This window comes from Paraburkholderia acidisoli (assembly GCF_009789675.1).
In the GTDB taxonomy this organism is placed as follows: Bacteria; Pseudomonadota; Gammaproteobacteria; order Burkholderiales; family Burkholderiaceae; genus Paraburkholderia; species Paraburkholderia acidisoli.
The window spans coordinates 162,408-185,510 of the sequence record NZ_CP046917.1; the positions used below are offsets into that span (position 1 = coordinate 162,408).

Annotated in this window: 20 protein-coding genes; 11 read left to right on the forward strand and 9 right to left on the reverse strand. The window is 61.5% G+C overall.

Annotated features, from left to right (window positions below):
• Window positions 1-663 precede the first annotated feature (663 nt).
• Together FAZ98_RS35175 and FAZ98_RS35180 are read left to right on the forward strand one after the other, a co-directional pair.
• Window positions 664-936, forward strand: a complete 273-nt coding sequence (locus tag FAZ98_RS35175; RefSeq protein WP_158959025.1) for a DUF1488 family protein — start codon at window positions 664-666, stop codon at window positions 934-936.
• 175 nt (window positions 937-1,111) lie between these two features.
• Window positions 1,112-2,269 (forward strand): Gfo/Idh/MocA family protein, encoded by a 1,158-nt coding sequence (locus FAZ98_RS35180; protein ID WP_158959027.1) that lies wholly within the window; start codon window positions 1,112-1,114, stop codon window positions 2,267-2,269.
• Window positions 2,270-2,307: 38 nt separating this feature from the next.
• Here FAZ98_RS35180 and FAZ98_RS35185 read toward each other — a convergent pair whose 3' ends face one another.
• The 5 genes from FAZ98_RS35185 to FAZ98_RS35205 form a co-directional block, all read right to left on the reverse strand.
• Window positions 2,308-2,874, reverse strand: a complete 567-nt coding sequence (locus FAZ98_RS35185; protein WP_158959029.1) for a pyridoxamine 5'-phosphate oxidase family protein — start codon at window positions 2,872-2,874, stop codon at window positions 2,308-2,310.
• Between the two features lie 29 nt (window positions 2,875-2,903).
• Window positions 2,904-4,568 carry a GMC family oxidoreductase gene (locus FAZ98_RS35190; protein WP_158959032.1) on the reverse strand — a complete coding sequence of 555 codons (1,665 nt, stop codon included), beginning with the start codon at window positions 4,566-4,568 and terminating at the stop codon, window positions 2,904-2,906.
• 69 nt (window positions 4,569-4,637) lie between these two features.
• Window positions 4,638-5,324, reverse strand: a complete 687-nt coding sequence (locus FAZ98_RS35195; protein ID WP_158959034.1) for a gluconate 2-dehydrogenase subunit 3 family protein — start codon at window positions 5,322-5,324, stop codon at window positions 4,638-4,640.
• Window positions 5,321-6,253 (reverse strand): hypothetical protein, encoded by a 933-nt coding sequence (locus FAZ98_RS35200; RefSeq protein ID WP_158959036.1) that lies wholly within the window; start codon window positions 6,251-6,253, stop codon window positions 5,321-5,323. The genes FAZ98_RS35195 and FAZ98_RS35200 overlap by 4 nt, the downstream gene beginning before the upstream one ends.
• Window positions 6,254-6,299: 46 nt before the next feature.
• Complete coding sequence (locus FAZ98_RS35205) at window positions 6,300-7,394, reverse strand: enolase C-terminal domain-like protein (RefSeq protein WP_158959037.1); 1,095 nt, start codon at window positions 7,392-7,394, stop codon at window positions 6,300-6,302.
• 159 nt (window positions 7,395-7,553) lie between these two features.
• Between FAZ98_RS35205 and FAZ98_RS35210 the strand changes: the two genes are divergently transcribed.
• On the forward strand, window positions 7,554-9,350 hold the full coding sequence (locus FAZ98_RS35210; RefSeq protein ID WP_158959039.1) for a thiamine pyrophosphate-requiring protein: 1,797 nt from the start codon (window positions 7,554-7,556) through the stop codon (window positions 9,348-9,350).
• A 219-nt stretch (window positions 9,351-9,569) separates the two neighbouring features.
• On the opposite strand, the gene FAZ98_RS35215 is transcribed toward FAZ98_RS35210, so the two are convergent.
• Together FAZ98_RS35215 and FAZ98_RS35220 are read right to left on the reverse strand one after the other, a co-directional pair.
• Window positions 9,570-10,091 carry a DUF421 domain-containing protein gene (locus FAZ98_RS35215; RefSeq protein ID WP_158959041.1) on the reverse strand — a complete coding sequence of 174 codons (522 nt, stop codon included), beginning with the start codon at window positions 10,089-10,091 and terminating at the stop codon, window positions 9,570-9,572.
• Window positions 10,092-10,205: 114 nt separating this feature from the next.
• Complete coding sequence (locus FAZ98_RS35220) at window positions 10,206-11,108, reverse strand: SDR family oxidoreductase (protein ID WP_158959043.1); 903 nt, start codon at window positions 11,106-11,108, stop codon at window positions 10,206-10,208.
• Window positions 11,109-11,399: 291 nt separating this feature from the next.
• Between FAZ98_RS35220 and FAZ98_RS35225 the strand changes: the two genes are divergently transcribed.
• The 4 genes from FAZ98_RS35225 (at window position 11,400) to FAZ98_RS35240 (ending at window position 15,942) form a co-directional block, all read left to right on the forward strand.
• Window positions 11,400-12,479, forward strand: a complete 1,080-nt coding sequence (locus FAZ98_RS35225; protein ID WP_158959045.1) for a catalase family protein — start codon at window positions 11,400-11,402, stop codon at window positions 12,477-12,479.
• Window positions 12,480-12,540: 61 nt separating this feature from the next.
• Window positions 12,541-14,880 (forward strand): FdhF/YdeP family oxidoreductase, encoded by a 2,340-nt coding sequence (locus FAZ98_RS35230; protein WP_158959047.1) that lies wholly within the window; start codon window positions 12,541-12,543, stop codon window positions 14,878-14,880.
• A gap of 229 nt (window positions 14,881-15,109) precedes the next feature.
• The gene (locus FAZ98_RS35235) at window positions 15,110-15,409 is read left to right on the forward strand and encodes a hypothetical protein (RefSeq protein ID WP_158959049.1); all 300 of its coding nucleotides are present in this window, start codon (window positions 15,110-15,112) and stop codon (window positions 15,407-15,409) included.
• Between the two features lie 260 nt (window positions 15,410-15,669).
• A complete protein-coding gene (locus FAZ98_RS35240; protein ID WP_158959051.1) occupies window positions 15,670-15,942 on the forward strand; it encodes a hypothetical protein in 273 nt (90 codons plus the stop codon).
• 368 nt (window positions 15,943-16,310) lie between these two features.
• On the opposite strand, the gene FAZ98_RS35245 is transcribed toward FAZ98_RS35240, so the two are convergent.
• Window positions 16,311-16,661, reverse strand: a complete 351-nt coding sequence (locus tag FAZ98_RS35245; protein ID WP_158959052.1) for a hypothetical protein — start codon at window positions 16,659-16,661, stop codon at window positions 16,311-16,313.
• 172 nt (window positions 16,662-16,833) lie between these two features.
• Here FAZ98_RS35245 and FAZ98_RS35250 point away from each other — a divergent pair, with 172 nt between their 5' ends.
• Entirely contained in the window at window positions 16,834-17,217 is a 384-nt protein-coding gene (locus FAZ98_RS35250) for an NUDIX hydrolase (RefSeq protein WP_158959054.1), read from the forward strand.
• 355 nt (window positions 17,218-17,572) lie between these two features.
• Here FAZ98_RS35250 and FAZ98_RS35255 read toward each other — a convergent pair whose 3' ends face one another.
• On the reverse strand, window positions 17,573-18,166 hold the full coding sequence (locus FAZ98_RS35255) for an SET domain-containing protein (RefSeq protein ID WP_325073089.1): 594 nt from the start codon (window positions 18,164-18,166) through the stop codon (window positions 17,573-17,575).
• A gap of 49 nt (window positions 18,167-18,215) precedes the next feature.
• Between FAZ98_RS35255 and ligD the strand changes: the two genes are divergently transcribed.
• From ligD to FAZ98_RS35270, 3 genes are all read left to right on the forward strand, one after another.
• Window positions 18,216-20,723 (forward strand): DNA ligase D, encoded by a 2,508-nt coding sequence (ligD, locus tag FAZ98_RS35260; protein ID WP_158959056.1) that lies wholly within the window; start codon window positions 18,216-18,218, stop codon window positions 20,721-20,723.
• Between the two features lie 72 nt (window positions 20,724-20,795).
• Window positions 20,796-21,719 (forward strand): non-homologous end joining protein Ku, encoded by a 924-nt coding sequence (gene ku, locus FAZ98_RS35265; RefSeq protein ID WP_158959058.1) that lies wholly within the window; start codon window positions 20,796-20,798, stop codon window positions 21,717-21,719.
• 29 nt (window positions 21,720-21,748) lie between these two features.
• Window positions 21,749-22,555 (forward strand): tetratricopeptide repeat protein, encoded by an 807-nt coding sequence (locus FAZ98_RS35270; protein WP_158959060.1) that lies wholly within the window; start codon window positions 21,749-21,751, stop codon window positions 22,553-22,555.
• Window positions 22,556-23,103: the final 548 nt, after the last annotated feature.

Below are 23,103 nucleotides of genomic sequence, written 5' to 3' on the forward strand. Positions count from 1 at the left end.
AAGCTGGATCACACTCGGGTTTCAAACGCTGCGGATTGTGCAGTACGGGGCAAATAAGTGAGCGCGCCGGATTTTGACGTCCGCTGCCTTTCAGCAAAGCGTGATCCCGCGTCATTGACCGATGCCGAACGATTTTTGTAGACTGGATTTCGTTTCCCAAGCGAATCTGCCTGAGTAAGTTGAGCGTGGGATAAACGATATCAATCATTCTTACGAGTCCCTAAGGCGGGTCGCCCCTGGCGGTTTAACAAGATCGCTTTCGCCTGAAGAGAAGTGTCGCATCCACATTGGATTCGCGCGATTCGTCCGATGATAAGGACGGGATCGGACTCGCTCCGCAGAAAAGTCGCGCTAGCGATTCGTCGCGATGTGGGTGACTTCGCATCGTTCTGGTTATCATATTCGAGGGGTCGCCTGCGGCTGTGAGGGACATGAATTGGAGCCGCGACGAAAATCAACGTGCTTGAGTCCATAGGCAGCACGAAGCCCGGACCATTCGATACGTTGCATCAAGGTTTGTGTCGAGAGTGCGGGTCTCATTTTCTGGTCATTCGACCTTGACGGTTTTGTGCTCTATGCCGAACCTGAGGCCAGCAACGCTACCGTATTTTTTTTCACAGATGCCACGATTGATCGAGTCCGCTAACTGACAGGGGTTCAGTCATGGAAGAGCTTAGCGAGGTGCCACGTGTTTTGTCAGACAACAGTGGCGTTGCGTTTTGTATTACGGCGGGCGAGGCATCCGCGCTTTGCATCATTTCGATACAGGCACTCGAGGACTGTTTTTGGCTGCCGCAAGGTGCCGACCCAGCTCACGTGCTGATCGCTTTCGGCAACGGCTTTAATCGGATTCGCGCAGTTGCTGAGCGAAAGATGCGAGCTTCGGCGAGTCCAAAAATCTTGCTGAAGCCCGCAGACTTCCGCCGCAGTGGGTAAAGCGATTCTGTCTGTGAACGCAGGACTTGAGATATTGATTGCGCTAGTCTTGCGCCCCGTACCAGGAAGCCCAATACATACCCGGGAAACGGGCATACCTGTTGCGTCGTACTCTGATCCGACCAGTTGCCCGTCGTTTCCCCGCGGGTAGCCCCTATCTCAGCGAGGCGCAACCATGAGCATTTTGTCCGCAGTGGGCCTGAGCAGGGCCAAAAAGATTCGCTACGCAATCGTCGGCCTGGGCGACATATCGCAGGAAGCGATGATGCCGGGCGTGGGCCATACCGGCAACTCCGAAATTGCCGCGCTCGTAACGGGTGATGCCGACAAAGCGCGCAAGGTCAGCGAGCAGTACAAGGTTACCGATATCTATAGCTACGATCAGTTCGACCAGATGCTCGCATCGGGAAAAATCGATGCGATCTATCTCGCCACGCCTAACTGGCGTCACGCTGAGTTCGTGATTCCCGCCTTGAAAGCGGGAATTCACGTGCTGGTGGAAAAGCCACTCGAAGTTTCGACGCAGCAATGCGAGGCGATCATGGCTGAGGTGAAGGCGTCTTCCGCGAAGCTGATGGTCGCATATCGTCTCCACTTCGAACCGGGCACGCTCGATACAATTGATCGCATTCGCTCGGGCGATCTCGGCGAAATTCAGCTATTCACCTCGACGTTCGTGCAGAAGGTCGATCCGGCGAATCATCGCGCGAAGAACGGCGTGGAAGCCGGCCCGATCTTCGATATGGGTCCGTATCCTTTGAACGCCGCGCGCTATGTATTCGAAGCAGAACCGATCGAAGTCGTGTCGGCCGTGGGCGTGCGGCATCCCGAAGCGGGTCTCGGCGATTTCGACGACACGGTTGCGGTGACGTTGCGGTTTCGCGGCGATCGTCTCGCGCAATTCACAGTGTCGTATGCGCTGAACGCAGTCGAGTTTTTTTTTGCCGTGGGCACGAAAGGCAGCATTGGCATGCAGCCCTGCTACACATACGGTAAGCCGCTCGAACAAGTCGTAACGATCGGACAGGACGAGCAAACGCATTCATTCAAGAACACCGATCACTTTGGCGGCGAGATGAAATACTTCTCGGACTGCATACTCAACAATACCGAACCGGAGCCCGACGCTGAAGAAGGTTATGCCGATGTTCGCGTACTCGAAGGCATCGTCAAGGCGCTGCAAACCGGCGGCCCGGTGAAGCTTGAACCCTTCGCGCGCAGCCGGCGTATCGACACGAAAAAGCAGAAAGAGACGCTGCGGGCGGTGAAATCGCCCGAGCTTGTAAAGACCAGCAATCCGGGCGAGGGCGTCGATAAGGTGCCGAAGAACTAGGCGTCGCGTTCAGCGCACAGTATGGGCGCGCGTGGAACTCAAGGCACGGTCCACGTGCCGTCCCACGCGCCGTCGCGCATGATATATCGGGCACGAACGGGTTTCTCGCCTACGGAGAGGTCAAGCCAGTCGATTTCCGTGAGACGCACCGCCACCACGCAAAAATGTTCGAGTCCGTCGGCGGGTCCACGTTTTTCGCGTGCGCCCGCAAGCGCATCGCGAGGCGTATCGACCGGCGTGCCCGGCGGTAACGTCGTCCGATACTGAACGAGATTGCGGTCACCGCTCGATTGCCATGCGTTCGTATCTCCCGGCGTAGCGCCCGCGATGCCGCGCGTACGGATTTGCAAACCTCGATGCGCATCCATCGCGACGATTGCCACGCGGGGATCGGCTTTCAGTTCGGCGACCTTGATCGAGCGGATATCGGTATGAATGCACAGTGTGCTCGCTCGCTCGTTCGCCTCACGCAGCAACACCGTGCGCACATTCGGCGATCCGTCCAGCCCTAGCGTCGCGAGTTGCACGGTGTTGAGCGGACTTTGCGCATGGGTCGCGTCGCGCAGGCAATCCCAGATATGTGAAAAAGTTTCCGCGAGTGCCATGCAGTTCTCCAGCGTGTCGTTTCACGCGTTCAAAGCTCGCCGCGTGCCGCAAGCTGCTGCATGCGGTCGGCGGTTCGGCATGCGACGGCCTGAATCGTCAGAGAAGGATTCACGCCGCCAACGGTGGGAAACACCGAGCCGTCGCAGATCCACAAGTTCGGAATGTCCCAGCTTCGGCAATCCGCATCGACCACGCTCGTCTCGGCGTCGAAACCCATGCGCGCCGTGCCGTTCAGATGGCACGTGTCCTCGTCCTGGGTCCAGATGTCGCACGCACCGGCCGCGTCGAGCGCGCGGCGCATGAAACCGAGCGCGTGCCGCACCATGCGGCGGTCGTTGTCGTCCATCGACCACGTCACGCGCGCAATGGGCAAGCCATACGCGTCCTTTTCGTCGGCGAGCGTGACGCGATTGCGTTCCTGCGGCAGGGTCTCGCCCACGATCTTGAGGCCCGCCTGATGGTTGTACTTCGCCATTTCGCGCACTAGCGCGTCGCCCCACAGACCGCGCCCGGCCTGCGTGCCCGCCCATACCACGGGTAGGGGCCCCTGGCTCATATAGCAATAGCCGCCGAAAAAGTCCTTGCCGCTATCCGTGTAGTTCCAGTGTTCGGTAAGCGCCAGCGAGGGCGGTCCTTTGTACCAGCGGATTTCGTTTTCCATCGTGCCCCACGCGGCCTGATTCAACTGCACCATCAAATTTTTACCGACAAGACCGGAGCGATTCGCGAGTCCTTCCGGATAACGCGTATTGGCGGAGTTCAATAACAAACGCGGCGTCTCGATCGCGTAGCCCGCCACGACCACGTTGCGTGCGCGCTGAAATTGCCAGCGTCCTTCGCGATGAAAATGCACGCCGCTCGCACGACCGGCGCTGTCCGTTTCGATGCGACCGACCATGGCGAGATCGCGTACCTCAGCGCCCGCGCGCAGCGCGCGCGGAATCCACGTGACCAGCGTGCTTTGTTTGGCATTGGTCGAGCAGCCCGCTACGCAAAAGCCGCGATAGACGCACTGATGCGCGTCGCCGCGCGGCGCGGAAAGCGTGGCGAGCGGCGTGGGCGACCACGGAATACCGAGCGCTTCGCAGCCGCGCGCGAGCACGAGCCCGGCGCCGTTCACTTCGTGCGCGCGGTACGGATAGCGAGGCCGTTTCGGTCCCCACGGATAATTCACCGGCCCGCTGATGCCCAGCACCTGTTCGACTTCGGCGTAGTAGCGCCACATCTCGCGCCAGTCGATCGGCCAGTCTGCGCCGTAGCCCAGCAGCGAGCGCGACTTGAACCACTCCGGCCGAAAGCGCAGCGAAACCATTGCAAAGTGCACCATGCTTCCACCAACGGCCTTGCCGCTGTTATTGCTGCCGAGCTGGAGCGGATTGTCGCCGTCGCAGAGGCGTTCGTCGGTCCAGTAGAGCTTGGACTGGTGCGTTTCGTCGGAGGCGAATTCCTCGAGCGGCCGCCACCACGCGCCCGCATCGAACGCCACCACGCTGAAGCCCGCTTCGGCGAGCTTGCACGCGAGCGTCGCGCCGCCCGCGCCTGTTCCGACGATGACGAAATCCACCGCTTCGTCGAGCGGATATTCGTGCATCGGCACCCAGCCGCCCCGGCGGAAAACGTCGGGCGCGCGGCCGGATTTGCCGCGCGGCGTGCGCTCGGCGTCGCTCGGAACATCGTGATGAGGGGGCGTCATGGGATGTCGGATGAGGTTGATGGCGTTGATCTTCGGCGGTTGATCTCGAGCGGAGCAAGGCGCGCGGTGTTAACGCATCCGCGTGTTCGCGCGCCACGCGGCGCGCTGTGCCGCATCGCTGTCGTCGCGGGCTTCGGCCGCTTCCCATGGGTCGCGCCGGTCTTCGACAAGCCGCACATAGCCGCGGGGATTTGCGGGACCGCCGAATCCCAGCGCGCTCCACGAAGCGGGATGCGAGTAGAAGGCCGCGCAGATGTCGTGGGCCGCGCGTTTCGCGAAGAACACGTCGCTGGGCATACCGTGCCACGCGCGGGCGCGCAGCGCGCCTTGCTGCATCATCGAAACGAGGTCGTGTTGCTGCGCGCGCGCGAGATCGGCGAACGGCTTGCGATGACGCGTCTCGCTCTCCGCGTCGAGCGCCGCGAGGCCGATGCGCCAAGCTTCGCGCAACGGCGGCAGGCGGCTGTCGCGAAAGCCGTCGCGGTGATCGGCGAGCAGCTTGCCGTCGACAAGCGCCGCGACGGGCACGAAGCGCGCACCATTGGCGTCTTGTGCGGCGACGGCTTCGGCGTCGCGGTCTTGCGGCACGATGCATTCGCACAGTGCGACGAGCGCGCGCCATGCCGATGGGCCGAGCCATCGCGGTGTGTTCGCCGTGGCGAGGCGTTCGTCGATCACGGCGCGCGTGGGCGCGTCCCACGAAGGCGTGTCGCGTTTGGCGAGCACGTCGTAGCCGGGAAAGCGTTGGCGCGTCATTGCTCGGTCTCGCGCAGGCGCAGCGCCGCGAGGCCCGCCACGGCAAGGGCGCTGAAGGCGGGCGGCGCGGGCAAGGGCGGCCCGGCGAGCAGATTCTGCGACCAGTTGCGCCAGCCGCCCTGCGCGCGCGCCACGCCGTTCGCGTGGAAGCCCGCGCCAGCGAATCCCAGTGCGGTGGTGATGCGCAGCCAGAGCCGCGCGAACCCGCGCAACCGGCGCGCGGGCTCGGGCGTGGCCAGCGCGGCGTGTACCAGAAGCGCCGCTCCGGCTGGCGCGACGACCACGGGCACGTACATCGCCGGATGCTGGTACGCGCCGCGAAAATGCAGCAGCGCGGCTTCGGCGGCCGTGCCAAGCAGCCCGGCTCCGGCGATGAGCGCGAGCGTCTTGCCTGCGGGCATGCCGAACAGGCGCGGGTCGTGTTCGGGCTCGTCGCGCAACTGCTCGGCAATCGCGCCCAGCGCGCCGGACAGCAGTAACGCGAAGGGAGCGCCGGCGGGCGCCCCATAAAAGAGGTTGTGCCAGCTCCAGCCGCCCGGACGCTTGCGAACGTTGTAAAGATGGAATGCAGTGCCCGCTGTGCCGGTCGCAGCGGCAGCGAGCTGGACGGCATGACGCACCGCATGCGAGGCTTCGCTGCGGTCCGCGCCGCCGTGCAAACTGGCGCCAAGCGCTGCGGTGGCGCTGGCGAGCGCTCCATACATCGCCGGATTCTGGAAGCTGCCGCGATAGTGCTCCATTGCGCTGTCGGCCAGCACGGAAAGCGCAAGCAATGCGGAGCCGTGATTGAACGCGCGCGCCGCGGCCACATGTTTCGCGATGGGCGGCGCGCGGCGCGCTTCGCGCAACGAACGCGTGGCAACAACGGCCAGCGCGGCGCCGGCCGCGACACTGGCCAGACCGCTCGCGAATCGTGATGCGTGCGTCATATCGCAATTCCTCCCTGTCGCGCGTGAGTGCGGGTTGAGCAAGTGCTCAGGCGACGGCGTAGCGTTTCGCATCGGCTTCGCGCAACGCCAGACCGTTGCCGGGGCGAGTGAGATCGGGGGCGATCGCGCCGTCGATGACCCGTGGCGCACCGTCGAACAGCATCGACTCGATGCGGGCGTGATCGTGAAACCATTCGATATGCGCAAGCCGGCGCGCGGCGCACGCCACATGCAGATGCAGCGCGGGCGCGCAATGCGCGGACAGCGGTGTGTGCCACGCATCGCAAAGTGCGTCTGCCTGGAGAAAGCCGCTGATGCCGCCGCAACGCGTCGCGTCGGCCTGCAATACGTCGACGGCATGCGACTCCAGCAGCGCGCGCAGATCGTCGGCATGCCATGCGTATTCGCCCGCGGCGAGCGCCATGCCCGCAGGTAACGTAGCGCGCAGGGCCGCAAGGCCGCGCCGGTCGTCGGAGGAAAGCGGCTCCTCGAACCATTCCACCTTCTGCGCGGCAAATTGAGCAGCCAGCGCTTGTGCCTGCTTGAGGTCGTAGGCCCCGTTCGCATCGACGAAAAGACCCGCATCGCCAATTGCCTTGCGCGCGGCCGCCACACGGCGCGGATCGTCGTGCGGCGCGCTGCCGACTTTCATCTTGACCCAGCGGCAGCCGTCCCGCTCGACCCACTCGCGAAGCTGGCGTTCGAGCGTCGCGAGATCGTAGGTCGTGAAGCCGCCGCTGCCATAGACGCGCACGCGCTCGCGCTGCATGCCCAGCAAAACGGCGAGTGGCACGTCGAAGGTCTTTGCCTTCAGATCCCACAGTGCGGCATCGATCGCGGAGATCGCGCAGGACGCGATGCCGGGCCGGCCGATATTGCGTACCACGCGCTGGAGCGCAAGCGAGATGCGGCCGATGTCACGCGCGGCGTGGCGGCGCGTTTCGTCGGCTAGCATTGCGTGGATCAACTCGACGGCGCTCGAATGCGCGTACGTATAACCGATGCCGGTGTGACCCAGCGCGTCGATTTCGACGACCACGAGCGTCGTGGAGGACCAGGCGATCGTGCCGTCCGCTTCCGGGCGATCGGTCGGGATGGTGAAGGCGCGTGCCTCGACGCGGCGAATCTCGGCTGACTTCATCGGCTTTGCATGATCTTGACAATGACGGCCCGTGGATAAGCGCGGGCGAGGGCCTTAGCGCAAAGCCCGCACCCGGCCTACGTTTGAAAGGCGTTTGTCGGGAGTGCCGGTTGCGCTGCGCCTTTATCCGGCAGGTGAACCGATAAAGGAGAAGGGCAGATGGCTACCACGACCGTGAGTGACTTCATTGTTGAACGGCTGCACGAATGGGGCGTGCGTCGTCTGTTCGGCTACCCTGGCGACGGTATCAATGGCGTGTTTGGCGCCTTGCAGCGCGCCGAGGGCAAGATCGAGTTCGTGCAAGCGCGCCACGAGGAAATGGCCGCTTTCATGGCAAGCGCCTATGCGAAATTCAGCGGCAATCTGGGCGTATGCATCGCCACGTCGGGGCCGGGCGCCTCGCATCTGCTGACCGGACTTTACGATGCGCGCCTCGATCATCAACCGGTGCTGGCGATTGCCGGCCAGCAGGCGCGCGCGGCATTGGGCGCGCACTATCAGCAGGAACTCGATCTGACGTCGATGTTCAAGGACGTGGCGGGCGCGTTCGTGCAGCAGCCCAGCGTGGCCGCGCAGGTGCGTCACGTGATCGATCGCGCGGTGCGCATTGCGCTGTCCCGGCGCACCGTCACGGCCATCATCCTGCCGAACGATCTCCAGGAACTCGAATACGAACCGCCTGCGCGCAAGCACGGCACCGCGCATTCGGGCGTCGGTTATTCCGCGCCCGAAGTCGTCCCGCAAGCCGCCGATCTCCAGCGCGCGGCCGACGTGCTCAACGCGGGCAAACGCGTGGCGATGCTCGTGGGCGCGGGCGCGCTGAACGCCACCGACGAAGTGATCGCCGTGGCCGAGCGCCTGCACGCGGGCGTGGCGAAGGCGCTGCTCGGCAAGGCCGCGGTGCCCGACGATCTGCCGTGGGTGACGGGCTCGATCGGCCTGCTCGGCACCAAGCCCACCGATGAAATGATGTCCTCGTGCGACACGCTCCTGATGGTGGGATCGGGTTTTCCGTACTCCGAATTTTTGCCGAAGGAAGGCGACGCACGTGGCGTGCAGATCGACATCGACGCGGGCATGCTGAGTTTGCGTTATCCCATGGAAGTGAGTCTCGTGGGCGATAGCGCGGCTACCTTGCGTGCGCTGCTGCCACTGCTCGAGCAGAAAGACCAGACAAGCTGGCGCGATCGGATCGTTCATGCGAACGAGCGCTGGCAGCGTGTACTCGAAGAGCGCGCCAATGCGTCCACGGGCGGCAAGGTCAATCCCCAGCGCGTGGTGACGGAGCTTTCGCCGCGCTTGCCCGACAACGCCATCATCACCAGCGATTCGGGCTCGTGCGCGAACTGGTATGCGCGCGACCTCAAGATTCGCCGCGGCATGATGTGTTCACTGTCGGGTGGGCTTGCGTCGATGGGTGCGGCGGTGCCGTACGCGATTGCCGCCAAATTTGCGCATCCGGATCGGCCCGTGGTGGCGCTGGTCGGCGACGGCGCGATGCAGATGAACAACATGGCCGAACTGATTACCGTGGCGAAATACTGGAAAAAATGGGCTAATCCGCAATGGATCTGTACGGTCTTCAACAACGAGGACCTGAACCAGGTGACGTGGGAACAGCGCGTCATGATGGGCGATCCGAAATTCGAAGCCTCGCAGGATATTCCCAACGTGCCGTATCACCGCTTTGCAGAACTGATCGGCTTGACGGGCATTTACGTCGATAACGCCGAACAGCTTGGCGAAGCGTGGGAGCAGGCGCTTGCGGCGCAGCGGCCCGTGGTGATCGAAGTGAAGACCGATCCTGAGGTGCCCCCACTACCGCCACACGTGACGCTGGATCAGGCACGTCATTTCGCGCGAGCGCTCATGGAAGGCGATCCCGCCGAAGGCAGCGTGATCGCGAATACGGCGCGACAGGTGATGTCGTCGGTGTTGCCCGGCAGGAAGTCGTGACCGTCTTGTTACGCGTTGGCTTGCCAGCGGCTCGCTTTAATCGCGACGAGGCTTGTTCATGTCATGGCATCAGGCGACGGGCATTCGTTGTAACGCCGCTTCACGATGGCTGTTGCTCGCGCTCACCGCGCGACGTAACCGTCATAGTGCGCGGCAAGCTCAACGCACATTCCCCTTTGATCTGGAGAAAGGGCGGGCCGGAGACGCGTGGTCCGGTCTTTAATGGTGATTGACCCTGGATGGCGTCTCAGCGTCGGGTTTCAGGATCAGGCTGATCTGCCCGTTTCGTTCGAGCAACGCGGATTCAAGTGCGTGCAGCGACGTCACGTGTAGTTTGTCGCGCATCGCTTCTTCCACATCGGTTCGGGTAACCAGCGCAGCGGACATTTGGGCATTGTCGAATTCGCCATTCCCGTACAGTTTTCGCGGCGTGCCGCCGATCAACCTGTCAACCCGTCTGGATCGCACGCAAAGCCATCCCAGGGCCCTGTGCATCAACACCAGGACGGTGGACGCCGCGAGCGTTGGAATGGCCGGTGACGCGCCGACGATGAATCGACTTAACGTCGCGCCAAGCAGAATCGCGACGACATAATCGAAAGTGGATCGTTGTCCAAACGACCGTCTACCGGAAATGCGGATAAGCGCCAGCGTGCACAGGAAAGCCGCCGCCGCACGCGCGGACATTTGCAGTGTGTCGAGATCTTTTCCTTCTCCGAACAAGGCAATCAGGACACTCATGTTCATTTACCTCCTTTCGCACACGGCGTTGCGGCCTACAACTTCGCGAATGTTGACCTTCCGAAGCGCCGCAGTAGAAAGGATTCTTTATCTCGACGCCCAAGGCACGCCCGCTCAAGGCAGGTGATTGCCGCCCGTCACCCCGTAAATCTCTCCGGTGACGAAGCTGGATTCCTGCGATGCGAGCAGCACATAAACCGGCGCCAACTCGGCAGGTTGTCCCGGCCGTTTCATCGGCGCTTCGGCGCCGAATTGCTGGACTTTTTCCTGCGGTTGACCGCCGCTCGGTTGCAACGGTGTCCACACCGGGCCAGGTGCCACGCCATTCACACGCACGCCTTGCCCGATCACCTGCTTGGCCAGCGCGTGCGTGAACGCTGTGATGGCCGCCTTCGTCGACGCGTAGTCGAGCAGGCCAGGGCTCGGTTGATAGCTCTGGATCGACGTTGTATTGATGATGGATGCGCCCGGGGGCATGTGCGGCAACGCAGCCTTGCAAAGCCAGAACATTGCGAACACGTTGACGCGAAACGTCGCTTCGAGTTGCTCGGTGGAAAGATCTGCAATCTTCTCGACGTAGAGTTGTTTGCCCGCGACGTTGACGAGAATATCGATGCCTCCGAGTTCGCGAACCGTATCTCTCACGAGTTGCTGGCAAAAATTTTCATCACCGATGTCGCCGCGCAGCGCCGTCACCTTTACGCCTGCTTCGCGTAGCAGGGCGACGACTTCCTGCGCGTCTTTTTCTTCGGCGGGTAGATAGTTGATCGCCACGTCGGCGCCTTCGCGGGCGAACGCAATGGCGACGGCGCGACCGATGCCACTATCCGCGCCCGTGATCAAGGCGCGCCGTCCTTGCAGGCGCCCGAAGCCCTGATAACTTTTCTCGCCGTGGTCGGGCTTGGGCCGCATGTTCTGCGCAAGTCCTGGCTCGGGCTGCGGTTGCCGGTCGAATTCCGGACCGGGATATTGTTTTGTCGGGTCCTGCATCGTGTACTGGTTCAAGGTCGGCGGCATGAGGGCTCCTGTTGGCGAGATTCAGCCGATAGCCGTTCACATTGCTGCACGCGATCGAAATTTCGTTAGCTATGCGAATCGGTTCCGGGCAGGCACGGCGAGACGGCGTCAATGTGTTCGTTTCGGCAGTCAGGGCGTAGCGCATGGCCTGTACCTAAATCAACAGCGCATTGCAAAGGCGTCGCTGGCGTTGCGCGGCGCGTCAAAAAGGGGCGTGATTCGCCGGTCCCGGCTGCGGGATCCACAGGCACAGTCGTTGCGTGGCGGTTCGCTCCAACCGGGAGAAACCTCATGTCCACGCCGCTTGCAGCGCGCCCTTTATCTTTCGATGCCAGTTTCGAGCGCATCCCCGACGACGAGGTCGAAACGATCGGGCGTTTGGTGAAAGCCTTGCGATCCATACAGGAAATCACTTCGCAGGACTATGGCCGCGCCGTGCGAAGCGTGCATGCGAAAAGTCACGGCGTGCTCGAAGGCGAACTCACTGTGTTCGACAATCTTCCTCCCGAGCTTGCGCAGGGGGTTTTTGCGTTGCCGCGCGAATATCGAGTAGCAATGCGTCTATCGACTAACCCCGGCGATATTCTTCATGACGGCGTGTCGACGCCGCGGGGACTTGCGATCAAGATCGCCGACGTTACGGGCGTGCGACTGCCTGGCAGCGAGGCGCACACCTCGCAAGACTTCGTCATGGTGAACGCGCCCATGTTCACGGCGGCGACGCCCAAGGCGTTCGTCAAGAATCTCGAACTGCTCGCCAAGACCACCGACCGTATGCCGAAGACAAAGAAGGCGCTTTCGACGGTGCTGCGCGGCGTCGAACACGTGGTGGAGACGCTGGGCGGCGAGAGCGGAAAGATCAAGAGCCTGGGCGGTCATCCGGAAACGCACATCCTCGGCGAAACGTTCTATGCCTGTGCGCCGCTGCTATACGGTCCTTACTTTGCGAAGTTGTCCATCGCGCCGGTTTCCCCGGAATTGGTTGCGCTCAAGGACGCATCGCTCGACACGAGCGCCAAGCCGGATGCATTGCGCGAAGCCGTCACCGACTTTTTTGCCGTGAATTCCGGTGAGTGGGAATTGCGCGTGCAGCTCGCAACCGACATTGACAAGATGCCGGTCGAGGACGCCTCAGTGCAGTGGCCCGAGAACGAAAGTCCCTATCTCGCCGTGGCACGTATTCGCGTCGCGCCGCAGCCAACGTGGACGGAGCAGCGCGTCGCAGCCATCGACGACGGCATGGTGTTTAGCCCGTGGCACGGCATTGCGGCGCACCGCCCGATCGGTGGCGTGATGCGCGCGCGCAAGCTGGCCTACGAAATGTCGGCCGCGTTCCGCGCAGAGTTTAACGGCTGTCCGGTGCACGGCTAAGGGTGATCGCTCGAGATCATCGTAGCGGCATATCGGAGTCAATCATTCGTGGAGGCACGTCATGGGAAAGCCGCAATCGTCCATCCCTCGCCATCGTGACCCGGGGGAGCAACAACCCAGGGCGTACCCCTATGCATCGGGCGGTTGGGGTTCGGTCAAGGCGGTGACGCATATCCTCGTGCAGGAAAAGGCGGTATTGCGCGACCTGCGTATTCTGCCTCATCAGAACAAGCCCGATGGATTCATGTGCGTGAGTTGTTCGTGGGCAAAACCGGCTCATCCTCACACATTTGAATTCTGCGAAAACGGCGCAAAGGCGACTGCGTGGGATACCACGTCGAAGCGTGCGGACCGTGCGTTTTTCGAGCGTCACACGGTGACGGAACTGCTCGGCTGGCACGACCACGACATCGAAGATGCAGGCCGTCTGACCGAACCGATGCGGTACGACGAAAATAGCGACCGGTACGTGCCCGTCTCGTGGGACGCAGCGTTCGAGGCGATCGGCGCCGAATTGCGCGCGCTGGATCCTGACAGCGTGGTGTTTTACTCTTCGGGACGCGCGTCGCTCGAAACCTCATACATGCTGCAACTTTTTGCGCGCATGTATGGCACCAACAACATGCCGGACAGTTCCAACATGTGTCACGAGAGCACGAGCGTTGGCCTGACGCAGGCGATCGGTGTGGGAGTCGGCACGGTTGGGCTCGACGATTTCGAGCACACCGATCTGATGTTTTTCTTCGGGCAGAATGTGGGCACAAATAGTCCGCGCATGCTTCATCAACTCCAGGATGCGCGCAGGCGCGGCGTGCCGATCATCACCTTCAATCCGCTGCGGGAACCAGGCCTGATCTCGTTCGCCAATCCGCAGTCGCCACGTGACATGCTGCTGCCTGGCGACACGAAGATCAGCACGCAGTACCACCAGTTGCGCCCGGGCGGCGACAGTGCCGTTCTCGCTGGCATGTGCAAGGTCGTAATCGAGGCCCATGACGAGGCGATGGCTCTCGGTGGCGCCGATATACTCGATACGGCCTTTATCCGCGATCACACGACGGGTTTTGAGGATTTTGCCAACTGGGCGCGCTCGGCGAAGTGGCACGACATCGAACGATATAGCGGCCTTCCGCGCGAATCGATCGAAGAAGCGGCTCGCGCGTATATGCAGGCAAAAGCCGTTATTGCTCACTACGGGATGGGAATGACGCAGCATCGTCTCGGCGTGCAAAACGTGCGGTTGCTGTGCAACCTGCTATTTCTGCGCGGCAACATCGGCAAACCTGGTGCCGGGCCGTCGCCAGTGCGCGGACATTCGAATGTGCAGGGTCAGCGTACCGTGGGCATCACCGAAAAGCCCGAACTCGCGCCGCTCGACCAACTCGCGCGACAGTTCAATTTCGAGCCGCCACGCGAAGCTGGCTTCAATACCGTTGAGGCCTTCGAAGCGATGATCGACGGAAGGGTGCGTGCCGTCGTGAACCTCGGCGGCAATCTGGTTCGTGCCGTGCCCGACCGTGTGCGCACCGAGCCTGCCTGGCGCAATTTGGGGTTGACCGTCAACATCGCGACGAAACTCAATCGCAGCCATTTGATTCACGGTCGGCAAGCATGGTTATTGCCGTGTCTGAGTCGAATCGAAATCGACCGCACGGGCGGGCGCGAGCAGGTGGTGTCGATGGAGGACAGCACGGCCCGGTTTCATGGCTCCCGCGGTGTAGCGGAACCGGCTTCGGCGCATATCCGCTCCGAGCCTTTCATTGTCGCGGGATTGGCGCGCGCAACCTTGCGCGAGCGGTCGACCGTCGATTGGCGCGCGTGGAGCGAGGCGTATTCACTCGTTCGCGACGAGATCGCGCAAACCTGGCCCGATGTCTTTCACGACTTCGAGAAGCGGATGTGGACGCCAGGCGGCTTCATGCGGCCGCTACCCGCGCGCGAGCGGATGTGGAAAACGAAGAGCGGCAAGGCTGAATTTCACGTGCCGGAATCGCTGGATGAGGACCCTGATATGCCGGGAAGCGAACCCGGAGCGCTACGCCTCATGACACTGCGAGCCGATGGCCAGTTCAATACGACGATCTACGATCTCGATGATCGTTTTCGCGGCGTGCACGGTTCGCGCATGGTGCTACTGATGAACCGCGAGGACATGGACGAGCGCGGGGTAGAGACCGGCGATCGCATTACGCTGTGCACTGTGGCGAACGACGGCATTTTGCGGGAGGTCGCTGGACTCGCCGCCATGCCCTACGACGTGCCGCGCGGTTGTTTGGGGGGCTACTACCCCGAGTGCAATCCGCTGCTGCCACTTTGGCACTACGCGAAGGAAAGCAAGGTGCCGGCTGCGAAGTCGATTCCGGTCCGGGTTGTGGCGGTTGAAAAACCCGGGAAACGATAGGGTGCCGGGACCTCACATAAAAAGCGTGCGCGACGCGCATCAGCTCAGATTGGAAAGGATCCGAGGGATGTTTCGTGATGGACCTCGGCGGGCTGATACCGGCCGGGTTCGCTGCCGTCGCCTGGCAGAGCAGGTTGGCACGCGATGTGCGGGATAGCGGGCGGGCGGTATTCAGGGATTGTTCGTGACTCGCCCACGACCCATTAACTCAACCAGCAGGAGTTTAGTCATGCAAGCACGTCACTATCTGATTCCGGCATTCGCCAGTCTTGCTCTTGCCCTATCGAGCGCAGCGTTTGCTCAGGGAGCCGGCGGAGGCAGCAGCAATGGAACTGGCGGCACCGGCGCCAATGGCGAGACCGGCAATGCGTCCGTGAATCAAGCCATCGGGCAAAGCGGCGCCGCTAACGGATCGGCGACGCACAAGTCCATGCAGCGCCCCCACACGAAAACGCATGCCAAGAAGCCGATGAACGATACGACCAATACGCCAGGCGCAGATGCGAGCAGCGATACGAAGGGGCAGTAATAGTGCGCTGGAACTGTTGACCGGCTCGGTTCATTCTGATGATTACAGCTGCCTGCCGACGCAAGCATGTTGACGGGTGGGCAAGGATGGTCGCGGATTTTGTGGGTGGCGAGCGTCAATTCCTGCTCGCATGAACTGTGGCGAATTTATTTCCCTTCCCCGTTAGCTATCTGGCTTTCGTCAATACCGCGTATCAAACGACTCACACTGCTTTGTAAATCGGGGCGAGGCGCGCGACTTTGAGTACGCGGGAGGCCGTCATGACACGAAGGTACGACTATGAGGGCTTCACGCTTGAGATATCGGTTGAGTCCGATTTCACTATCGGCGCAAAGCGGCCTGTGCAGCGGCGCACCGGTTACATTGCCATAGTCCGAATTTTTCAGGCATCCAATATTGTCTCAACGTTCTCGCCGCTACGCTTCGGGGAAACCGGTGGCCGACCTTTCACAACAGAATCCGATGCGTTGATGGGAGGCTATAGCGCTGCGTGCAAGCTTGTTGACGACCTGTTCTGCCATGAACGGCACTGACCCAACGGTTGCTGCTTAGGCAGCATCCGCCACATGCTCCCCAACCCCACCTGCACGGCCAAATCCATACGCGTTCAGTGCGCGAGCGCACAGATCGCATGTCATCAAGACAATCTATATTCTTGATGCGTGTTGCCCGCGCAGACGGGCAGTGACCAATTGCGACTGTGGAGCGACTCCTTGCTGGCATGGTTGTCTGGTGCTGGCGATTGCCACCTACGCGGTTCTTGCGCATTATCGTCGCGAGCGACGACGTGCCGATCTTCTTCGAAACCTCGATCACCACGAGTGGTGCCATTGGACGCGATCGCGACACTGAGGATCAGTGGACAGTTGCAGTGTGCTTTTCTGCTTAGCCGCCATCGCACTCACTGTTGATCCGTACGATCATTCTCGCCTGATACTTCAGGCTCGCCGGTTTGCGTGCGACGCGCAAAAATAGATCCTTGAATACGACTAAACAGTTGGCGCATCTCATTGCGCATGTACCACGGCCACCACGCGAGATGGTAGAAGTGTAGACATGCGCCGCGCAGCCCTTGGCGCCAGGCACGAGGCATACCCACGGCTGGAAATTCATCAAGGCGTCGGTAGCCGAGGCAGCACACGCCGATCGTCATCCAGACGAACGCGAGTACACAGGTCGAAACGGACAACGCGCAGGCAAGCGCAAAGATGACCATCGGTGCGCAGAGTTGCAGCGGTGAGCGAGTTTTCATATTTTTTTCTTCCCGGCAGAATAACGTACCCGGTACGCCAGCTCTCATTGCGGCCACGGGCGCGATCGTTGCCACCTCATTTGGTGGCAACGGTACTAGCCGGGGACCAATCTCCCTGAGCAACGTTTCGATTCGTCTAAAAAATATAGCACCTGCAACGAAACCTGGAAGCATGAAAGAGAGAGCAACCGTTGTGTGTTGGCAGCGTGAAAAAATTCTTCTCGTCGAGCGAGGCCGGTCTCGATGGTCGCTGCCCGGCGGGACGATCGCGCGTGATGAATCTCCCGTCGAAGCTGCCCGGCGCGAACTAAGCGAAGAGACGTGTCTGGAAGGCTATGGGCTTGACTACCTGTTCCAGTTCGGTGGTCTCAACAAGCGCCATCATGTATTTGTCTCGGTGCTTCCCGACGATGCCCGGGCGGAGCCTAGCAACGAGATACTGCGTTGTCGCTGGTTCCGACCGGGGAAGATCGCGACGCTCATTACGAGCGTGCCGACACGCGAGATTGTCGCGCTGCTTTTCAGCCCAAACCGGCAAACCACACGACTCGAATGAGGGCGATTTCGCTGATTGAATCCCGGTCGATGCTATGAGGCGCGCTGGCAAAAAAAACCGCAGAAGCGAGTCCGCGGTTTTGAGGTTTTCACGTCGCGACTGGAGATATCTCAAGCCGCTTAGGACGTGTAGGAAAGCTACATCTGCTTGCCTGTAGGGTTATCCCTAGCGTCCAGCGCTAGCACGACTAGCCAATGCGCCCCGTTGCTGCCGGACGTTGCTGTGCGCAAGCAACGTCCGTTAGTGGAGTAGTGCAGTCGTTGTAATGGCAAGTCTGGCTGCTCGTTGGACGGCAGTCATGGCCGAACGGCGACACATGCCTTCTCCGGAAAGTGAACATCCGCGACCAGGGACATCACGATGACACACCGAGCATCGTCCCCCGACAACGCTTTGCGCCACAGTGGCATCGATATCCCGCCAAAGTTTTTCGTGACCATGGTTTCGGCAATTCCAGTGCGTAATCGATGAACAGTTCCTCGCCCGGCCTGATCGTGCGCTTCGCTTCGAAGAAGACACGACCGCCTTCTTCAACCGCTTCGCAATTTGCGATGCACGCGTGGTTGAACCAGCGAGCGCTATTGCCCCCGCGCGCGCCGTCGATAACGCGGCTATCGGCCAGCCCAAAGAGAAACGTATGGCCGTCTTCGGCTCTTTGAGCGCAATAACGCGCCGCCTCACTCCACGACGTGACCATCCCCTTGTATTCGACGATCCTTTCGCGAGCAAACATGGGCCGAAGTGCAAAGACTCCTTTGCCATGGATCGTTGATCGGCGGACAGCAAATCGCTTCATGGTGTTGAGTTCGGAGCAGGAAGGGCAGGCGAGTATAGCGTGCGTCCCGCCCACTTCGATGACGCTGTTTGAGCGGTAATATCTCTGCGGGAACGTGCCGCTTTCTGTTGCGGTACGTGGCTTGCATAGCAGGATGCTGCTTCCGTCGACCATTGTTGAATTCCTCCGAAGCTTACCAGCAGCATCGTCCAGGGACTGCTCAATGGCTCCAGCACGCGGCCCGACCGCATCATCTCTCGATCGATACCGGAAAAAGCGCGATTTCGCGGTCACGCCAGAACCGGGACCTTCCACGGCGCAGCACGCCGCCGCCCCAAGCCTCGCGTTTGTCGTCCAGAAGCATTGGGCCAGTCGGCTGCACTACGATTTCCGGCTCGAACTCGATGGTGTCCTGATGTCGTGGGCCGTACCGAAAGGACCTTGCTATGACCCGAAAGAAAAACGCATGGCGATTCACGTTGAGGATCACCCGGTCGATTATTCGGGCTTCGAGGGCACGATTCCTCGAAAGCAGTATGGCGCCGGCACCGTGATCGTCTGGGATCGCGGCACGTGGGCGCCCGTTGGCGATCCAAAGGCGGGAATGACGGCGGGAAAACTCGTTTTCCGGCTTCACGGTGAAAAACTCGCCGGGATTTGGGAACTGGTTCGCATCGCGAAGCCCGGCGACAAGCAGGAAGCGTGGTTGCTTTTCAAGAAGCGGGACGAATGGGCACGCCCGCTTGCCGAGTACGACGTCATCAAGGCGCTGCCAGACAGCGTTACCGCGAAGCCTCTGGGGTCTGTCGAGGAGAGGGAACCACGCGTCTCCAACTCGCGCGATGAACCCCAGGCGGGAATAGACCTGTCGCTCGCGGTTGATGCTCCGCTTCCCGCAAAACTGGAGCCGCAGCGCGCAACGCTCGCGTCGACGCTACCGTCAGGCGATGACTGGATAACGGAGGCGAAGCTCGATGGATACCGGATGCTCGCGCGTGTCGAAAATGGACGTGCACGTCTTTTTACGAGCAGTGGTCACGACTGGACGAAGAAGCTTGCCACCCTTGCCGCCGAAGTCGAAAAGCTCCGGCTCGCCAGCGGGTGGCTCGATGGTGAAATCGTGATGCTCAAAGAAGGCCTGCCCAGTTTCGGCGCGCTTCAGGAGGCGATCGGCGGCCGGGGCAATGAAGCAATTGTCTATTTTCTCTTCGACGCTCCATATCTCAACGGCAAGGATCTGAGAAGTGTCCCGCTGTGGGCGCGACGGGCTGTCCTTGCCGGACTGGTAGATGAAGCGGGCGAGAGGATCCGCTTCAGCCAGGATTTCGCAGCGCCTGCCGCGCAGGTGTTCGAGGCGGCGGCCAGCCTTGGCCTCGAAGGCCTGATGCTCAAGCGCCGGGATGCACCGTACGAGTCGGCTCGCACGCAGTCGTGGCTGAAGGCGAAGTGCCGGCTGCGGCAGGAGCTGGTCATCTGCGGCTTTACCGCGCGTGGGGGGAGGGATGGGGAGATCGGCAGTCTGCTCCTTGGCTACTATGAGCGTGGCAAGCTTCACGGCGCGGGAAGCGTCGGCACCGGCTGGGATGCGTGCACGGCGCGAGAGCTGTGGACGCGCCTCGCGCCGCTCGAGGTCGATTCGAAGCCTTATGACGTGGGCGAACCGAAGGCGAGCCGCTGGTCACGGCGCGCGGCCGGCAGCGAGCGCTGGGTGCGCCCGGAACTGGTCGCCGAAGTCGAGTTCGCGGAATGGACAACGGAGGGCGTTGTGCGACAGGCGTCGTTCAAGGGCCTGCGTACAGACAAACCGGCGCGCCGCGTCGTTCGCGAGGGCGGCGAGGCGGTAACCGCAGCTCCGATCTCGAAGGTGAAGGTTACTCATCCGGATCGTGTCGTTGACCGGGCCAGCGGCGTCACCAAGATTGATCTCGTTCGCTACTACGAGAGCGTTGCCGCGTGGATTCTGCCGCATCTCAGGGACCGTCCCATAGCGATGGTACGCGCGCCCACCGGCATCAATGGAGAACTGTTTTTCCAGAAACACGCCGAACGCACGGGAATGCCGGGCCTTACCGCCCACGACCGAAAACTGTGGCCGGGGCATCCCGCCTTGCTGACCATCGATACCGCGGAAGCCCTGCTGGCGGCGGCGCAGATGAATGCCGTCGAGTTTCACACATGGAATTCGACCGTTCGAAGGCTGGGCAAGCCGGACCGGGTCGTTTTTGATCTCGACCCGGGTGAGGGGGTTAAATGGGGGCAAATTCAGGAGGCCGCTGTGCTTGTCCACGTCCTGCTACAGGAACTGGGGCTCGAAGCCTGGCTCAAGACGAGCGGCGGCAAGGGGCTGCATGTAGTCGTGCCGCTGGCACCCCGACTGGACTACGAAGCGGTGAAGGCGTTCTCCCGTGCATTTGTCCGGCATCTTGCGAAGACGATCCCCGAGCGCTTTTCGCCGACTTCGGGTCCCGGCAACCGCATCGGAAAGGTGTATGTCGATTACCTGCGCAACGGCATGGCGCAGACCACCGTGGCAGCGTTCTCCGCGCGAGCCCGGCCCGGCATGGGAGTTTCAATACCGATCTCGTGGGATGCTCTGCCGGATCTGAAAGGGGGAGCGCAATGGACAGTGCAGACCGCGCGCGAATATCTCAGCTTCCAGAAACAGGACCCGTGGGCTCAATACTGGACGACAGGACACTCACTGGCGGCCGCGATAAAGCGCCTAAAATGAATGAGCGCTGCTCGCGAACGGCACGTCCCTTGCGGCGCGATGTGAACGCGCGCCCTGCGCAAGGAGAGGACCATGCCCGCCCGCTCGATCGCCTCGCTCTCGCTTTCCTTCGGTCTCGTTTCGATACCGGTCAAGCTCTACACCGCGACCGAGAGTTCGTCCGATGTGAGATTCCACCTGCTTGCGCCGGACGGCTCGCGGGTTAAACAGCAGTACATCTCGGAAAAGACGGGCAAGGTGGTTGAGCGCTCCAGCATGAACAAGGGCTATGAGTTCGAGCGCGACCAGTTCGTGGTTTTCACGAGCGAGGAGCTGAAAGCGCTGGAAGATGGGGCGAGCCATGTCGTTGAGATCGTCGCCTTCGTCCCTGAAAAGGCAATCAATCCCGTTTTTTACGACCGGGCGTATTACATCGCGCCCGACAAGCGCGGTGGAAAGCCATACAGTCTGTTACAGCAGGCACTCGCGCAAAGCGGGCGCTGCGCGCTCGCAAAGTGGGCCTTCAAGGGACGGACGCGGATCGTACAGGTGCGCCCCGAAGAAGGCGGCCTCGTCTTTCAGCAACTCCTGTACGCGGACGAGGTCCGATCGCTCGATGACCTGAACATTGAACAGGTTCAGGTATCGGCCAACGAGCTCAAGCTCGCGATGCAGATTATCGAGCAGGGCGCGGAAGACAATTACGACCCGGCAGCCTACGAAGACGAAGAGAAAAAGCGCATCCTCGCGGCCATCGACGAAAAGATTGAGGGCAAGCAGGTTATCACCCATGAGCCTGTCGAAAGCGTCGGCGGGGGCCAGGTTATCGACCTTATGGATGCCTTGCGCGCGAGCCTGAAAGGGGGAAGCGCGAAACCAAACGCGGCATCGGCGCCACGAAAAAAAGCCGCGACGCCCGTCACCGCGCTGCCGGTCGCGCCGAAGACGCGCAAACCGGCAGCTCGCGCGTCCAGAGCCACGACTGAGGCGCCCGCGAAGGTCAGGGCACGCAAGTGACACCCGAAGTTTCCGGGCGCGAAATCTCGATGCGCGAGCTGCTGGCCTCGCTGGGCGTGTCCCGTAGCGTGGTGACGGGTCTCATTGCCGCAGGCTTCGTCACGCCCACGCGTGGGCCACGTAACGCCTGGAGGTTTGCGTTTCAGGACGTCGTACTGTTGCGTACCGCGCTGATCCTGCGCGACGCCCATATCCCGCCGCGTAAAATCAATCTGGCGCTGTCCCGCCTTCGGGAGGCGCTACCCGACGAGCTTCCCCTGACGGGGATTCGTATTTCAGCGGTCGGCAGCGACGTGGCTGTCAGAACCGGCCCGTCACAATGGGATGCCGTGACCGGGCAGTTGCTTCTGGATTTCGAAGTCGCCGAACTGCGCGGCGATGTCGTTTTCCTGGATTCGGCTCCGGCCCGGACGAAGCGGGCGACTCAAGCGGACGAGTGGTATGACCTTGCCGAGCGGCTCCGGACATCGGATTGGGCAGGCGCGGAGCGGGCATATCGAAAGGCGATCGAGTTATCGCCAAAGCCTTTTTACGCCGCCTACGTCGATCTGGGCGCGTTACTGTGTGAACTTGAAGCAAGGTGCAAAGACGCTCTTCATGTTCTCGACGAGGCGCTTGCGCACTTCCCTCGGGATGCGGTGCTGCATTTCAACCGGGCCGTCGCGTTAGAAGACCTGGAGAGACCCGGCGAGGCAGAACAGAGCTATCTGCTTTGCCTCGAATTCGATCCCGCCTATGCGGACGCGCATCACAATTTGGCGATCCTGCTTGAAAAGCGGGGCGATCCGCAAGGTCTCGTGCGCCATCTCAGCGCGTACCGCAGATTGACCACCTAAGCCGGACTCCACGACGATGGCAAGATGGATCGTTCAGGTCGAAGCCCCCGTCGGGAGACTTAGGCGCCTGCTGCTGTCGCGCTCGGCGACTGAAAAGCGCATCACCGCTCACCGGTCGGCGATTGCGCCCCGTTGCTGCAATCTCGAAATACTAGCCTTGACTTCAGGCGGACGCATAAATCCGTCTTGCAAGATCGTGTTTCTACTGGCTCGAAAGTAGATCGTCCAATTCAAGCCCAATCGGCGGCGTGGCCGTCTTGTTGCATTCCTCGAGTTTTCAAGGTTCTGCTCGACCGCCGCAAACAAGGTCTCCGAAGGAACACATATGAAATTACGCCGAAAGTAGTCCAGGGTTTCGGACGCATCCCCATGGGGTTGCATCCCGATGATGCATATTGGCCAAATTCAGCGCAGGTGTCGTCGTCGATTGGACCGAACAACCAGTCGGATGATTGCGGAAACAGTCAGCGCTCGCAGTCGTATCGGACTGGCAGTGCGGGCGGTGCGAGTGCGGCACGATGCGTGCTAAGAGCGCTCGTTATCATTGG

Coding starts and splice junctions, on each gene's coding strand:
- FAZ98_RS35270 (WP_158959060.1), top strand. CDS start 21,749: ATGCGCGAGCTGCTGGCCTCGCTGGGCGTGTCCCGTAGCGTGGTGACG.
- FAZ98_RS35235 (WP_158959049.1), top strand. CDS start 15,110: ATGCAAGCACGTCACTATCTGATTCCGGCATTCGCCAGTCTTGCTCTT.
- FAZ98_RS35255 (WP_325073089.1), bottom strand. CDS start 18,166: ATGGTCGACGGAAGCAGCATCCTGCTATGCAAGCCACGTACCGCAACA.
- FAZ98_RS35180 (WP_158959027.1), top strand. CDS start 1,112: ATGAGCATTTTGTCCGCAGTGGGCCTGAGCAGGGCCAAAAAGATTCGC.
- ligD (WP_158959056.1), top strand. CDS start 18,216: ATGGCTCCAGCACGCGGCCCGACCGCATCATCTCTCGATCGATACCGG.
- FAZ98_RS35210 (WP_158959039.1), top strand. CDS start 7,554: ATGGCTACCACGACCGTGAGTGACTTCATTGTTGAACGGCTGCACGAA.
- FAZ98_RS35195 (WP_158959034.1), bottom strand. CDS start 5,324: ATGACGCGCCAACGCTTTCCCGGCTACGACGTGCTCGCCAAACGCGAC.
- FAZ98_RS35225 (WP_158959045.1), top strand. CDS start 11,400: ATGTCCACGCCGCTTGCAGCGCGCCCTTTATCTTTCGATGCCAGTTTC.
- FAZ98_RS35175 (WP_158959025.1), top strand. CDS start 664: ATGGAAGAGCTTAGCGAGGTGCCACGTGTTTTGTCAGACAACAGTGGC.
- FAZ98_RS35190 (WP_158959032.1), bottom strand. CDS start 4,568: ATGACGCCCCCTCATCACGATGTTCCGAGCGACGCCGAGCGCACGCCG.
- FAZ98_RS35245 (WP_158959052.1), bottom strand. CDS start 16,661: ATGAAAACTCGCTCACCGCTGCAACTCTGCGCACCGATGGTCATCTTT.
- FAZ98_RS35250 (WP_158959054.1), top strand. CDS start 16,834: ATGAAAGAGAGAGCAACCGTTGTGTGTTGGCAGCGTGAAAAAATTCTT.
- FAZ98_RS35200 (WP_158959036.1), bottom strand. CDS start 6,253: ATGACGCACGCATCACGATTCGCGAGCGGTCTGGCCAGTGTCGCGGCC.
- FAZ98_RS35205 (WP_158959037.1), bottom strand. CDS start 7,394: ATGAAGTCAGCCGAGATTCGCCGCGTCGAGGCACGCGCCTTCACCATC.
- FAZ98_RS35215 (WP_158959041.1), bottom strand. CDS start 10,091: ATGAGTGTCCTGATTGCCTTGTTCGGAGAAGGAAAAGATCTCGACACA.
- FAZ98_RS35220 (WP_158959043.1), bottom strand. CDS start 11,108: ATGCCGCCGACCTTGAACCAGTACACGATGCAGGACCCGACAAAACAA.
- FAZ98_RS35185 (WP_158959029.1), bottom strand. CDS start 2,874: ATGGCACTCGCGGAAACTTTTTCACATATCTGGGATTGCCTGCGCGAC.
- ku (WP_158959058.1), top strand. CDS start 20,796: ATGCCCGCCCGCTCGATCGCCTCGCTCTCGCTTTCCTTCGGTCTCGTT.
- FAZ98_RS35230 (WP_158959047.1), top strand. CDS start 12,541: ATGGGAAAGCCGCAATCGTCCATCCCTCGCCATCGTGACCCGGGGGAG.
- FAZ98_RS35240 (WP_158959051.1), top strand. CDS start 15,670: ATGACACGAAGGTACGACTATGAGGGCTTCACGCTTGAGATATCGGTT.